Origin of the sequence: Pseudoalteromonas sp. NCCP-2140 (assembly GCF_023708065.1) — a bacterium.
Classification (GTDB): Bacteria; Pseudomonadota; Gammaproteobacteria; order Enterobacterales; family Alteromonadaceae; genus Pseudoalteromonas.
Genome location: NZ_BRCZ01000003.1, coordinates 527,619 through 541,380, shown reverse-complemented (window position 1 = coordinate 541,380; position 13,762 = coordinate 527,619). Strand labels below are relative to the sequence as shown.

General features: G+C 43.0%; 10 protein-coding genes. 8 read left to right on the top strand and 2 right to left on the bottom strand.

What is annotated here, in order from left to right; genetic code table 11:
* The first annotated feature begins 266 nt into the window (after positions 1-266).
* The 7 genes from ilvG (at position 267) to can (ending at position 8,716) form a co-directional block, all read left to right on the top strand.
* On the top strand, positions 267-1,916 hold the full coding sequence (gene ilvG / locus NFU46_RS09160; protein ID WP_058585968.1) for an acetolactate synthase 2 catalytic subunit: 1,650 nt from the start codon (positions 267-269) through the stop codon (positions 1,914-1,916).
* Complete coding sequence (ilvM, locus tag NFU46_RS09155; RefSeq protein ID WP_054554110.1) at positions 1,913-2,158, top strand: acetolactate synthase 2 small subunit; 246 nt, start codon at positions 1,913-1,915, stop codon at positions 2,156-2,158. The genes ilvG and ilvM overlap by 4 nt, the downstream gene beginning before the upstream one ends.
* A 103-nt stretch (positions 2,159-2,261) precedes the next feature.
* Entirely contained in the window at positions 2,262-4,118 is a 1,857-nt protein-coding gene (gene ilvD / locus NFU46_RS09150; protein WP_175080896.1) for a dihydroxy-acid dehydratase, read from the top strand.
* Positions 4,119-4,120: 2 nt separating this feature from the next.
* Positions 4,121-5,671 carry a threonine ammonia-lyase, biosynthetic gene (gene ilvA, locus NFU46_RS09145; protein WP_251601271.1) on the top strand — a complete coding sequence of 517 codons (1,551 nt, stop codon included), beginning with the start codon at positions 4,121-4,123 and terminating at the stop codon, positions 5,669-5,671.
* A 140-nt stretch (positions 5,672-5,811) separates the two neighbouring features.
* Positions 5,812-6,807: an ABC transporter substrate-binding protein gene (locus NFU46_RS09140; RefSeq protein ID WP_175080898.1), complete on the top strand. Its 996-nt coding sequence runs from the start codon at positions 5,812-5,814 to the stop codon at positions 6,805-6,807.
* A gap of 49 nt (positions 6,808-6,856) precedes the next feature.
* Positions 6,857-8,035, top strand: coding sequence for a methyltransferase (locus NFU46_RS09135; RefSeq protein WP_251601269.1), 1,179 nt, complete (start codon positions 6,857-6,859; stop codon positions 8,033-8,035).
* 18 nt (positions 8,036-8,053) lie between these two features.
* Positions 8,054-8,716 (top strand): carbonate dehydratase, encoded by a 663-nt coding sequence (gene can / locus NFU46_RS09130; protein WP_062568501.1) that lies wholly within the window; start codon positions 8,054-8,056, stop codon positions 8,714-8,716.
* A 44-nt stretch (positions 8,717-8,760) separates the two neighbouring features.
* Here can and NFU46_RS09125 read toward each other — a convergent pair whose 3' ends face one another.
* Positions 8,761-9,024, bottom strand: coding sequence for a ubiquinone biosynthesis accessory factor UbiK (locus NFU46_RS09125; protein ID WP_054561163.1), 264 nt, complete (start codon positions 9,022-9,024; stop codon positions 8,761-8,763).
* 111 nt (positions 9,025-9,135) lie between these two features.
* Between NFU46_RS09125 and rep the strand changes: the two genes are divergently transcribed.
* Complete coding sequence (gene rep, locus NFU46_RS09120; RefSeq protein WP_054561162.1) at positions 9,136-11,148, top strand: DNA helicase Rep; 2,013 nt, start codon at positions 9,136-9,138, stop codon at positions 11,146-11,148.
* Here the strand turns inward: rep and NFU46_RS09115 are convergent.
* Positions 11,138-13,702 carry a diguanylate cyclase domain-containing protein gene (locus NFU46_RS09115; RefSeq protein WP_251601267.1) on the bottom strand — a complete coding sequence of 855 codons (2,565 nt, stop codon included), beginning with the start codon at positions 13,700-13,702 and terminating at the stop codon, positions 11,138-11,140. The two genes, rep and NFU46_RS09115, sit on opposite strands and share 11 nt — an antisense overlap.
* Positions 13,703-13,762: the final 60 nt, after the last annotated feature.

Sequence of the window (13,762 nt, the reverse complement as noted above, 5' to 3'; positions counted from 1 at the left end):
GCGCGGTACTAATAGAAAAAGACAGCGGGATGGCTAGATTTCCGCTACAAATGAACAGAATTTGGTTACAGATAAATGCTTACAAACAAACTTTCTCTAATTCTAATTAACGTCGTGGTGATTATTATTACCGCGGGGGCTAGTTAGTGCTTAGAGAAAAGTGAAGCATTTAAAAAGCCCCCCGCACTTAACAGTCCGGGGGGCTTTTTCGTTTAAGGTTTGAGTCGCAGCAAATACACAATGTCACTGAGGAATGAGGATTTACGATGACAGGCGCAGAGTTAACAATCGATTTATTAGCCAAACATGGCGTTAAGGATGTTTTTGGATACCCAGGTGGTGCCATCATGCCTATTTACGACGCTTTGTATGGTGCGCCAGTCAAACATTATTTGACGCGTCATGAACAAGGAGCGGGTTTTGCAGCTGTAGGTTTTGCCCGCAGCACAGGCAAGTTAGGTGTGTGCTTTGCAACATCAGGCCCTGGTGCGACTAACTTAATAACAGCCCTTGCTGATGCGATGATGGATTCAGTGCCGTTACTTGCAATCACAGGGCAAGTACCTACCGCAGCGATAGGCTCCGACGCCTTTCAGGAAGTGGACGTGTTAGGTATGTCGTTATCATGTACTAAACATAGTTACATGGTTGAAAGGGCTGAAGATTTAGCCGAAATACTACAAGAAGCCATCCACCTAGCGCAAAGCGGCCGCCCAGGTCCTGTATTAGTTGATATCCCAAAAGACATCCAAATGGCGCAAGTACCATTTCACCCTTGGTTAGCCGCCGAAGATCATTTACCAAAATTAGACGCAAACCAAGTTGCGATAGCTAATCAAATCTTAAGTGAAGCGCAGCGCCCTGTGGCGTATATCGGTGGTGGCGTACAGGCTGCTGATGCACAAAACGAGCTTATGCAGTTTTTAGAAAAAACTCACATGCCTGCGGTATCAACTCTAAAAGCGCTAGGCAGCGTCTTACCTGATTATGAATATGACCTTGGCATGCTAGGTATGCATGGTGGTAAAGCGGCTAACTTAGCAGTGCAAGAGTGTGATGTTTTGGTTTGTATCGGTGCTCGTTTTGACGACCGTGTTACTGGCAATTTAAGCAAGTTTGCCGCAAAAGCAAAAGTGATACACCTTGATATCGACGCGGCAGAGGTTGGTAAGCGTAAGCCTGCAAAAGCATCATTAGTCGCAGATTTAAAAACCTCATTACCGCAACTTGATTGTTTTGTAACGCCTGATGAGTGGTTAACGCACATCGAAAGCATGATGAAAGAACATGCATGGCGTTATGACTATCCAGGCGAGAAAGTATTTGCCCCTTATTTATTAAACCAGCTAAGCCAAAAAATGCCATCAACGGGTGTTGTGTGCTGTGATGTGGGTCAGCACCAAATGTGGGTGGCACAACACATGAAGTTTAGCCACCCAAGTAATCACTTAAGTAGTGGTGGGGCGGGTACCATGGGCTTTGGTTTACCGGCCGCTATCGGCGCCCAAGTTGCGCGCCCAAATGACTTTGTGATCACGGTGTCGGGTGATGGCTCAATTATGATGAACATTCAAGAACTGGCAACAATTCGCCGTAACAATCTGCCAGTTAAAATTCTAATCCTAGATAACCAGCGCTTAGGCATGGTACGTCAATGGCAGCAGCTATTTTTTGAAGGTCGTTATTCTGAAACAAACCTTTCAGATAATCCTGATTTTGTGCAGTTAGCAGCGGTGTTTGGCATTCCAGGTCAAACCATCACTAAAGCAGATGAAGTCGATGCTGCAGTTGATGCGTTAGTAAATAGTGAAGGTCCATACATTCTGCATGCCTGCATAGATGATAAAGAAAATGTATGGCCGCTTGTACCACCGGGTGCTGCCAATGATGAAATGATGACGGAGACAGTAAAATGAAACACACCCTAACGATTGCGCTAAAGAATCAAAGTGTCGCTGTAGAGCGCTTTTTACGCGTTGCACGTCATCGCGGCTTTGACCTAACAACCATGAATTTAGAAATGGCAGATGAAGCGTTTCACGTCACTATGACGGTAGACAGCGATAAGCCAATTTATCTACTAACATCACAGTTAAATAAATTGGTTGATGTGAAACACGTCAATGTTGAAAACCAATTTCAACAACAAGCAATCTAGTAAAAATCAACAGGTAACTAGAGCAGTCAGATTGATGCTTTAGTGAGAAATAAATTAGGAATGAGGAAGTCAGTGGCATGCCACTGCAACAACTGAGGTAATTATGGCTAAATTAAGAAGTGCAACAACAACAGAAGGTCGAAAACGTGCAGGGGCGCGTGCTTTATGGCGTGCAACAGGGATGACAGATAAAGACTTCGGTAAGCCAATTATCGCTGTTGTTAACTCATATACTCAGTTTGTACCGGGTCATGTTCACCTTAACCAACTTAGTGAGCTAATGGCTGAAACCATCACCGAAGCCGGTGGTGTACCAAAAGAATTTAATACTATTGCGATCGACGATGGTATCGCAATGGGTCACGGCGGCATGCTTTATTCACTACCATCGCGTGACTTAATTGCTGACTCTGTGGAATACATGGTTAATGCACACTGTGCTGATGCCATGATCTGTATTTCTAACTGCGACAAAATCACCCCGGGGATGATGCTAGCAGCACTGCGTTTAAATATTCCGGTTATTTTCGTATCAGGTGGTCCAATGGAAGCGGGTAAAACACGCCTAGCTGATATCGACATTAAACTTGATTTAGTGGATGCCATGGTAAAAGGCGCTGATACCACAGTAAGCGATGAAGACTCTGAAAAAGTAGAGCGCTCAGCGTGTCCTACTTGTGGTTCATGTTCGGGCATGTTTACTGCCAACTCAATGAACTGCTTATTAGAAGCGATTGGTTTAGCACTGCCGGGTAACGGTACCACACTAGCTACGCATAAAGACCGTAAACAGCTTTACGTTGAAGCGGGTGCGCGCATTGTTGATTTATGCCGTGAGTATTATCAAAAAGATAATGCAGCAGTATTACCACGTGCTATTGCTAATCGCACTGCCTTTATGAATGCAATGGTAGTTGATATTGCTATGGGTGGTTCATCAAATACGGTTTTACACTTATTAGCTGCAGCGCAAGAAGCGGGTGTTGATTTTGATATGTCGCACATCGATGAGCTTTCTCGTAAAACTCCTTTCCTTTGTAAGGTGGCGCCTGCAACCAATAAATATCATATTGAAGATGTGCATCGTGCTGGTGGCATGATGGCAATTATTCGTGAACTAGGTAAGGCTGGCCTTGTCGATTTAACTGTTGATCACGTAGCAGGTCACACTATGGCCGAAATGGTGACTAAATGGGATGCCACCGATCCGAATAATGAAGTGGCGCAAAAATTCTATAAAGCAGGCCCTGCTGGTATCCGTACGACAAAAGCAATGAGCCAAGAGTGCCGCTGGCCAGAACTTGATAATGACCGTGAAAACGGCTGTATCCGCAGTGTTGAAAATGCCTTTCGTCAAGATGGTGGCTTAGCTGTACTTTCAGGTAACTTAGCTCTTGATGGCTGTATTGTTAAAAGTGCTGGTGTAGTTGAAGAAATGCTGCACTTTGAAGGCCCTGCGGTTGTATACGAATCACAAGATGATTCGGTTGAAGGCATTCTTAACGGTGAAGTAAAAGCCGGTGATGTTGTGGTAATTCGCTACGAAGGACCAAAAGGTGGCCCAGGCATGCAAGAAATGCTGTATCCAACGAGTTACTTAAAATCAGTGGGCTTAGGTGAAAAATGTGCGCTTATCACCGATGGTCGTTTCTCGGGTGGTACATCGGGTTTATCAATTGGTCATGTTTCACCAGAAGCAGCAAGTGGTGGTGCAATCGCTTATGTTGAAAATGGCGATAAAATAATCATTGATATCGCAACCCGTGAAATCACTTTAGCGCTGTCTGATGAAGAGCTTGAAGCGCGTAAACAAAAGCAACTTGCACGCGGTAAAGATGCTTATAAACCACTTGATCGTGACCGTTATGTTTCATCTGCACTTAAAGCTTATGCGTTACTTGCAACCAGTGCAGACAAAGGAGCTGTTCGCGATTTAGCAAAACTTGAGGAGCTTAGTTAATTATGGTTTCTCAAGAGCTCGATTATTTTCGCGCTATTATCCAAGCGAACATGGAGCCCCTTGCAAAAGTCACTGAGGTCAGCGAAATGGCTGATCTTAGTGCACGGCTAGGCAACCATGTGTGGTTAAAGCGTGAAGACCAACAACCGGTTTATTCATTTAAGCTTCGTGGTGCTTTTCATAAACTAAGCAAGTTGCCAAAAGGTTCTGATGTAATCACAGCCTCAGCGGGTAACCATGCACAAGGCGTTGCACTCAGTGCTTCATTTTTAGGCCATAAAGCTACGATTGTGATGCCAGTCACCACACCTGAAATTAAAGTGAATGCAGTACGTTCACTCGGTGGTGAAGTGGTATTACACGGCCATCATTTTGATGCAGCAAAAGCCCATGCTTTAGAGCTGACAGAGCAGCGTAACGGGGTGTTTGTGCCACCGTTTGATGATCCTGATGTGATTGTTGGCCAAGGTACCGTTGCCCGTGAATTAATGCAGCAATTGAACGACCTTGATGCTGTTTTTATTCCTGTTGGCGGTGGTGGTTTGCTAGCAGGCATGGCGGTGTACATTAAGTCGTTACGTCCTGATATCAAAGTCATTGGTGTTGAAGCTGATGAGAGTGCTTGCCTAAAAGCAGCGCTTGAAGCAGGCAAGCCCGTTGAGCTTGACCGTGTTGGTAGCTTTGCAGATGGTGTAGCCGTAAAAGTTATTGGCACAGAAACATTTCGTTTAGCGCAAAAGTTTTGTGATGAAGTGGTCACTGTAACGGGCGACGAAATCTGCGCCGCAATGCAAGATATCTTTGTTTCAACTCGTGCTATAGCGGAGCCTTCAGGGGCGCTATCAACAGCGGGCCTTAAAAAGTGGTGCCAACAAAATGGTGTGAAAGGCTTAAACGTAGCTGCGATTTTATCGGGTGCAAACTTAAACTTTGACCGCTTACGTTATGTTGCAGAGCGAACGGCACTTGGTGAAAAGAACGAAGCACTGCTTGCCGTGACCATAAAAGAAGAAAAGGGTAGCTTTAAGCAGTTTTGTAACTCATTAGGTGGCAGGGCTATCACCGAGTTTAATTACCGTTATGCAGGTCCCGGCGAAGCGCAAATTTTTGTTGGTATTGCATTAAGGCAAGGGCAGCAAGAGCTTGATGAATTAAAAGCAGCACTGACAGAAAACGACTACACGTTTTGCGATCTATCAGATAACGAACTGGCTAAATTGCATATTCGTTATATGGTGGGTGGTAAAGCGCCAGCTCAACTTCATGAGCGTTTATTACGCTTTGAGTTTCCTGAATACCCAGGTGCACTGGCGCGATTCTTAGATACTCTTGGTAGTAATTGGAATATTACTTTATTCCATTACCGTAACCATGGTGGAGCGATTGGTAATGTGCTGGCGGCCTTTGCTATTGAACCGAGTGATTATGAAGTATTCAATGAGCATTTGAACCGTTTGGGATACAACGTTCAAGATGAAACAAGCAATCCATGTTTCACCCAGTTCCTAACCAGCCAAGGTCAGGAGTTGAGCGCAGTGAAAGTGGCTAATTAGTTATAAAACCTGAATAAGGCTGCTAATTAGCAGCCTTGTTTTTTTCTCTATTTTTCCTATAGTTAATGCACGGTTTCAAGCAAGGATGATGCGTGCAAGGTATAAAAAGCCTATTAGGGTTAATCTGTTTAATACTTTCTATGAGCGCACAGTGTGCTGATAAAGTTAGCTTACAGTTAAAATGGACTCACCAGTTCCAATTTGCAGGCTATTATATGGCTGCTGAAAAAGGCTTTTATAAGGAAGCTGGCCTTGATGTCTCTATTATTCCTGCTGATCCAAACCACCCAGATACCTTCCCTAAAGTATTAAGCGGTACAGCCGACTTCGCCATTACCCACTCAGGCATATTACAAAAGCGTCAGCAAGGCGCACCGGTTGTTGCCCTTGGAGCCATACTGCAGTTTTCACCTTACTGCTGGATGGTAAAAAATAACTCAGATATTTTTCAGCCAAGAGACTTTGCTGGTAAAAAGCTAAGTAAAATCGGCTCAATTGAAAATGCTGAATTGCTGGTAATGTTACAGCGTGCCGGATTGAGCCTAGAAAGCTTGATGGCAGCTAGCCATGAAGGCGGTATTAAAGAGTGGCTTGCCGGTGATTTAGATGCGGTGCAAGTTTATGTCACCAATGAGCCTTACACGATGACATTACAAGGAGTCGGTCACCGACTCATTTGCCCGCAAAAGTTTGGTTTGAATGTGTATGGCGATATTTTATATACCTCTGAGCAGTTTTTAGCGAAAAAGCCAGAGGTTGTTGAGCGCTTTTATCGTGCCAGCTTAAAAGGGTGGCGGTATGCGTTATTACACTTAGAAGAAAGCATCGATGTAACCAAGCAGCATTATGCCACCCATAAAAGCGTACAAGAGCTGGCCTATGAAGCGCATGTGTTAGCAAGCTATATCCAACCACCGGGCATTAATCTTGGCAATATGTCGATGGCAAAGTGGCGTTTGATTGCAGATTTATATGGCTTAGATCAGGATGAGTTTGATCAGGCTTTTGATGGCTTTATGTATGATCAACAACAAACAGAAGGATTTGAGCTATCTTGGATGCTGATCCTAGCCATCATTCTAAGTATTGCATGTGTGCCATTGTACATTCGTTTGATCAGTAGTAACCGACGTTAAATAAGATAAATCTGTTATACTGCTTTTTATTTCTTGTCGCTAAGTAGTTATGACACTTGCCGAGCACTTTGCTGCCTTAGATGCACTGCTATTTTCAACACGCCAATACTGGCAATGTACCGCATTTGATTTTGATGATCTTCCTTGGCCTGAATTAGCCAACTTATTATGGGCGCTTGATGACCAACAAGTGAGTGAACTTGATGCCGATCAGCAGGCTTTATATCGTTATTTTACTGATGAAATCAAACACATCGAAAAGCTGGCTGAATTGTGTGAGTTGCCAGCGATAAGTGCTGCCCGTAATGAATTTCCGTTTTGGATAAGTAATGGCATTAAAGGCCGTAAGTTTGAGCAACTACAAGACTTTGTTGCGGCGATCAGTCAGCAGCCATTAAACCAGCCCGTTCTAGAGTGGTGCGCAGGTAAAGGGCATTTAGGTCGCATGTTGGCATTCAATGGTGCGCCACGTGTACATAGCATTGAGCTACAACAACACTTGTGCGACCAAGGTCAACACAGTGCTAAGCAACAGCAATTGGCGATGCAGTTTTCACAAGCTGATGTATTAACCAATGACACAGATGACTTTTTTGAAAGCCAGCAGCATGCAGTTGCTTTGCATGCTTGTGGTCGTTTGCATCAAACATTTATGCAGCAAGCAAGCAAAGCGAAAACCCAACAAATCAGTTTTTCACCATGCTGTTATCATTTATTCACAGATAACGCCTATCAAGCAATGAGCGAGACTGCCAAGCAAAGCCAACTTGCGCTTACCCATCGCGATTTAAAACTGGCGCTGCAAGAAACGGTAACAGCACCAAGCCGAGTTGATAAGGTAAGAAAAACAGAGGTTGAATGGCGTCTTGGATTTGATGCGTTACGTAAATCAATAACCGGTGAAATGCACTATGTGAGTGTGCCATCAGTGAACAAAGCGATCTTCTCTGATTCGTTTAGCTCATTTTGTTTGTGGGCGGCTGAGAAAAAATCATTACCTTTACCAGAAGGCATTGATTACAATAAATTTTTAGAAATAGGTAAAAAGCGCAAAAGGGTTACTGAGCGAGTTGAACTCGTCCGACATGTGTTCAGAAGGGCAATTGAAGTTTGGCTCGTGCTCGATCGTGCTTTATATTTGCAACAACAAGGGTATCAAGTAACAGTTAGTACGTTTTGCGAAAAGCAGCTGACACCAAGGAATATCTTGATCCAAGCTAATTATTAAATACCGTAAAGAGGCGCAATGAGAAAGTTAAAAAATTTATTCGAAAATAATAGACGTTGGGCAGCGCGTACGAGTGAAAATGATCCTGAGTTTTTCAAAATTCTATCAATGCAGCAAAATCCAGAGTACCTGTGGATCGGTTGTTCTGACTCGCGTGTACCTGCAAACGAAATCGTAGACTTATTACCGGGTGAGCTATTTGTTCACCGTAACGTAGCAAATGTCGTTGTGCATACCGACCATAACTGTCTTTCGGTAATGCAATACGCTGTTGAAGTACTGAAAGTGAAGCACATCATGGTTGTTGGTCACTACGGCTGTGGTGGTGTTCAAGCAGTATTAAACGAAGCACGTTTTGGCTTAATTGATAACTGGCTACGCCACGTAGGTGATGTAAAAGAAAAACATATCGAACAACTCAATGCATTACCTGAGCAAGAGCGTTTAAATAGTCTAATTGAACTAAACGTTATCGAACAAGTACGTAACGTGTGCCGTACTAACATTGTGCAAGATGCTTGGGCGAAAGGCCAAGAGTTAACAATTCATGGTTGGGTTTATGGCTTAGCAAATGGTCATCTTAATGATCTTGAGTCGGTTGTGACCTGTGCTGAAGAAGCTAGTGATACCTACGGTATTGCCGTTAAGCGCGTATTTGAACGCGTGGCAGAAAAAAGCTAAAACTAGCTAGTTAGAAAAAAGGAGAGCTAATTCGCTCTCCTTTTTTATTGTTCGTCTTGTTTGCTAGCAAGTTGCTGCTCGAGTAGTGCAACTTTCTCTTCAAGCTCAGTGAGTTTTTCACGAGTACGAATAAGTACTTGGCTTTGAATATCAAACTCATCACGGCTTACAAAGTCCATCTCAGCAAGTTTGTTTTGAATAGCTTGCTTTGTTTTGCCTTCAACTGTTTCGGCAAGGTTTTTCACGCCTTGCGGCATGTTGTCAGTAATTTGCTTAGCGATTTCTTCAAGTTTTGCTGGGTTGATCATCTTCGTCCCTTGAGTCACGTAAAAAAACAATCTTACCTTATTGGCTAGGCGTAGTGTAGTGATTACGGTAAAATTGCCCGTCCTGTCTTTGGATAATTTCTTTAGGGGCTTATGAAACTCAACCCAAAACAAGATGAAGCGGTAAAGTATATCAGTGGACCGTGTCTGGTATTAGCCGGTGCGGGATCTGGTAAAACGCGTGTTATTACTAATAAAATCGCTTACTTGGTGCAAAAGTGTGAGTATCAAGCGCGCAATATTGCGGCGGTAACCTTTACCAATAAAGCGGCAAAAGAAATGCGCGAGCGTGTAACGCAAACACTGGGTAAACAAGAGTCGAAAGGCTTATGGGTTTCAACGTTTCACACCCTTGGGCTTGAGATCATCAAAAAAGAGTTAACGACGTTAGGTTTTAAACCTGGTTTTTCGTTGTTTGATGATCAAGATACCAACCAGTTACTAGCTGAGCTGACCGAAGAAGAACTTAAAAAAGACAAAGATTTACTCAATCTACTGAAGATGCAAATAGGTAGTTGGAAGAACGAGTTGATTCTACCAGAGCGTGCCGTTCGCGAAGCCCGTGAGCCGCAAAAAGCCTTGTTTGCTCAGCTGTATGCGCGTTATCAAAATCAATTACGTGCTTATAATGCCCTTGATTTTGATGATCTGATCATGATCCCTACTTTATTGTTAGGTCAAAATGCCACTGCCCGTGAGCGTTGGCAACAGCGTTTTCGTTACTTGCTGGTGGATGAGTATCAAGATACTAATACCAGTCAGTATCAGCTGGTTAAGTTATTGGTGGGTGAACGAGCTCGTTTTACCGTGGTAGGCGATGACGACCAATCAATTTACTCATGGCGTGGTGCTAAGCCTCAAAACCTTGTTCTATTGAGTAAAGATTTTCCGGGCCTACGTTTAATTAAGCTTGAACAAAACTACCGTAGCGCAGGGCGAATTCTAAAAGCGGCGAATATTTTGATTGCTAATAACCCCCATGAATTTGATAAAAAGCTATTCAGTGAGCTTGGCTATGGTGAGCCTATCAAAGTGATTGGTTGTCGTGATGAAGAGCATGAATCAGAGCGAGTGGTGGCAGAGATCATTTCTCATAAATTCATGAAGCGCACCAGCTATAAAGATTACGCGATTTTATATCGTGGTAATCACCAAGCGCGCGTGTTTGAAAAAGCACTTATGAGCAACCGCATTCCCTATAAAATCAGCGGCGGCATGTCATTTTTCTCGCGTTCAGAGATCAAAGATATCATGGCGTATTTACGCCTATTGGTGAACCAAGATGACGACAATGCCTTTTTACGTATTGTAAATACGCCACGCCGTGAGATTGGTACGGTCACACTTGAAAAGCTCGGCACCCTTGCTAATGAAAAGCATATCAGCTTATTTGCTGCCTGTTTTGAGCCTGAGCTTGCGCACAGATTAAAGGGCCGTGGTTTTAATGCTTTAGCTGGTTTTGCCCGCTGGGTGGTTGAGCTTTCTGATAATGCGGTACGGGGCGATACCCTTGAAGCAGTGAAAGAGTTAGTTAGGCAAATTAACTACGAAGCATACCTTTATGAGTCATCACCGAGTGCAAAAGCCGCTGAAATGCGTATGAAAAACGTTTCAGAGCTTTATCGTTGGATCACCGACATGCTAACAGGGGATGCTGATAATCCACCGCTGAACCTTGCTGAAGTGGTTAGTAAACTGACCCTGCGCGATATGCTTGAGCGTAACGAAGAAGAAGACGAATCTGACGCGGTACAATTACTGACACTGCATGCTTCAAAAGGTTTAGAGTATCCGTATGTGTTCATGGTTGGCATGGAAGAAGGCTTATTACCGCACCAAGTAAGTATTGATGAAGATAACGTTGAAGAAGAACGTCGTCTTGCTTATGTAGGTATTACGCGTGCACAGCAAGAGCTGGTAATGACTTATGCTAAGTTACGTCGTCAATTTGGTGAAACTTCAGATACTGAGCTTAGTCGCTTTGTGCAAGAGTTACCACAAGATGATTTAGCCTTCGAAGCGAAAAAGCCACCGTCTTCACAGGCTGAGCGCATGGAAAAAGGCCAAGCTCGTGTAGCTAATCTAAGAGCAATGCTTAAGAAGTAATAAATTGTGCGCTCGGTGCTTCGTGTTCGAAGGGCGCCAGCGCATGTTGCTTACCAATAAACAATGACAATCCGTGCTTATCGAGTAACGTGCGGTAGTTAAAAATTGACGGGCCTTTCGCGATTACTTGGATATTTTGCAGCTTAGTAATCGCCAGCACACCTTGCAGTTGTAGGTGATAGTTTTCTTGCTGTAGTACACGCTTACTGAATGTTGAACTTAATAACAAGTAATCGAATTGGAACTCAGTCAGTAAGTTTAATTCACAGCGATCTTTAGCAAATTCATTCAAACCAATCGAAAATCCTTGTGCGACCAAGTTTTTTAAATTTTCAATTTGTACTGCTGATGCATAACGAATTTCTTGTTCATTGAATAATAAACACATTCTATTTGCATCGTGGGCTTTTAATAGCTTACACAGTGCTTGAAAATTAATACGTTCAAGGACTAAACCAGAGCAAGGGAACAGTACTTTTTCTATATTACTGTCACTTACTAAGCTGAAGGCTTGTTTTAATAAATTAAGTTCAACCTCAAAGTGCTGAACTCTATCGGTTGCAAACTTCTTAAGTACTTCAAAGCTGGTGCTACCAAGTACTGGGTGTTCACCAAATGCTTCGAGTAAAGACTCTGCACGAGTTTGCTCATCCAAGGTAATGATTTCGGCACTTCTAAAGTGCATAGGCAAATCATCTAAGTGATGCATATTGTCAGCATCATGTTGCACATTGCTGGCATTAAGCAGCGGGTGGAAGCATTCAAAGCGATTACGGCCTGCATTTTTCGCGTAATACATGGCTGCATCCGCATCACGTATAATTTCATCGGTGTGTTTGTAGCTTGGTTTTGAGTAAGTAATACCAATACTCGCACCACTTTGAATGCACTGACCCTTCATACAGAAAGGTTTTCTCATAATTTCGATAATACGTTTGGCAACATCTTGAGCTTGCTGTTGTTCTGTTAAGTGAGTTAGTAACACCACAAACTCATCACCACCTAAACGTGCAAGTAAATCATGCTCACGTATACAATGCGAGAAAGACTCGGCAACACCAATTAAAAATTGATCGCCCGCTTGGTGACCAAGGTGATCGTTGATGTCTTTAAATTTATCAAGGTCAATAAATAGCACTGCAAACTGCTGCTCTGGGTAGCGTTGGTAGTGCTGCAATGTTTTTTCGAGTTGAGTTAAGAATAAACTGCGATTCGGTAAACTGGTTAATGAGTCGTGATGGGCATCATGGTACAACTGTTGTTCTATTTTTTTACGCTCTTCAATTTGCATTTGCAGGTGCATATTGGCTTGGCGAAGTTCTTTGGTTTTTTCAGTGACTCGATGCTCAAGCTTTTGGTGACTAAGCTTTAACTCTTGGTTTGCTAGGTGAGTTTGAATAACGTTAGCAATTTGATGCGATACAAAGGTGATTAGCTCACAATCATCCTGACTAAATTCATGCTTATTATTGTAAGCTTGGCAAACAATGAGACCAATAACGCCCTGTGATGTTTTAAGTGGAGCACCTAACCAACTCGTCGCGGTGCGCTCTGGTGGTACATTAACGGGTCTTTCTACTACGCCAAGCTTGATTAGCTCTTTTGCTCTTTCACTGTCTATGACTTGGCACTTTTCAGTGCTGAGCACTAGTTCACTGTAACCTTTAGCAAATGGCCTTGGTTTACCATTATCGTTAAATTCATCGACGCAGTAAGGGAAACTTAACCAATGTGACTGTTGGTCATACAATGCGATGTATAAGTTATCTGCATAGGTAATATTTTTTATAATGTTATGAACATGCTGATATACATCGTCGAGGTTTTTACTTTGCGTTGCCAGCTCAGATATTTTAAACAAGATCTGTTGGCGTTCTAGCGCATTTTTACGTTGTTGAATTTCGTCGTTGAGTGCTTGGTTACTTTGTGTCAGTGCACGGGTGCGAATTTTAACTTCAGATTCGAGCAGCTCACGTTTTTTAACTCGTTCAATCGCTGTCGCTAAATACAGTGACATCGCTTCGAGTAGCTCTATTTGCTGCTCTGAATAGCCTTGTTTATTGTCATAGCTTTGCGCGACCATGACGCCAATAATGACTTTATCGCGATAGACGGGCACCCCAACCCAATGCTCAGCTGGCGTACCAAAGCACTTAAGTAAGCCTTGTTCAACCGCTTGCTCTGTTTGTTGTTTGGTAAAATAACAGGTTTTACCTTGTTTAAATACGTAACCTGTGAGGCCTTCTTTAAAGTACTGCTCATATTTTAACGGCACTGAAAGACCATCTTTTTCATCGGCGAAATAAGATAACTCGAGGTTATCGTAAACCGGGTTATGCAACACAACGAAAAAGTTTTTACTTGGAATATAGTCTTGCAGAATATTGTGGATAGCAGGGTAGAGCAGGGTTAATTCGGCAACAGTACTTGCTTGCTCTGATAATTGTAAAAGAGCATGTTGCAAGTGATGTGATTGCTTATACTTTTGTAAAAGCGATTTTAAGCGAGCATTTTTACGGCCTAGCTTATCAATGTGTGTTGCTGAATCTTCCAATGATTTAGAACCAGATCTTATTGTTGTTTAAATTTCGTCCTTTATAGTTCCACTTTTTTA

Excerpts from the sequence above, each read along its gene's own strand:
- ilvG (WP_058585968.1), top strand. The coding sequence starts at position 267 with ATGACAGGCGCAGAGTTAACAATCGATTTATTAGCCAAACATGGCGTT.
- ilvM (WP_054554110.1), top strand. The coding sequence starts at position 1,913 with ATGAAACACACCCTAACGATTGCGCTAAAGAATCAAAGTGTCGCTGTA.
- ilvD (WP_175080896.1), top strand. The coding sequence starts at position 2,262 with ATGGCTAAATTAAGAAGTGCAACAACAACAGAAGGTCGAAAACGTGCA.
- ilvA (WP_251601271.1), top strand. The coding sequence starts at position 4,121 with ATGGTTTCTCAAGAGCTCGATTATTTTCGCGCTATTATCCAAGCGAAC.
- NFU46_RS09140 (WP_175080898.1), top strand. The coding sequence starts at position 5,812 with ATGAGCGCACAGTGTGCTGATAAAGTTAGCTTACAGTTAAAATGGACT.
- NFU46_RS09135 (WP_251601269.1), top strand. The coding sequence starts at position 6,857 with ATGACACTTGCCGAGCACTTTGCTGCCTTAGATGCACTGCTATTTTCA.
- can (WP_062568501.1), top strand. The coding sequence starts at position 8,054 with ATGAGAAAGTTAAAAAATTTATTCGAAAATAATAGACGTTGGGCAGCG.
- NFU46_RS09125 (WP_054561163.1), bottom strand. The coding sequence starts at position 9,024 with ATGATCAACCCAGCAAAACTTGAAGAAATCGCTAAGCAAATTACTGAC.
- rep (WP_054561162.1), top strand. The coding sequence starts at position 9,136 with ATGAAACTCAACCCAAAACAAGATGAAGCGGTAAAGTATATCAGTGGA.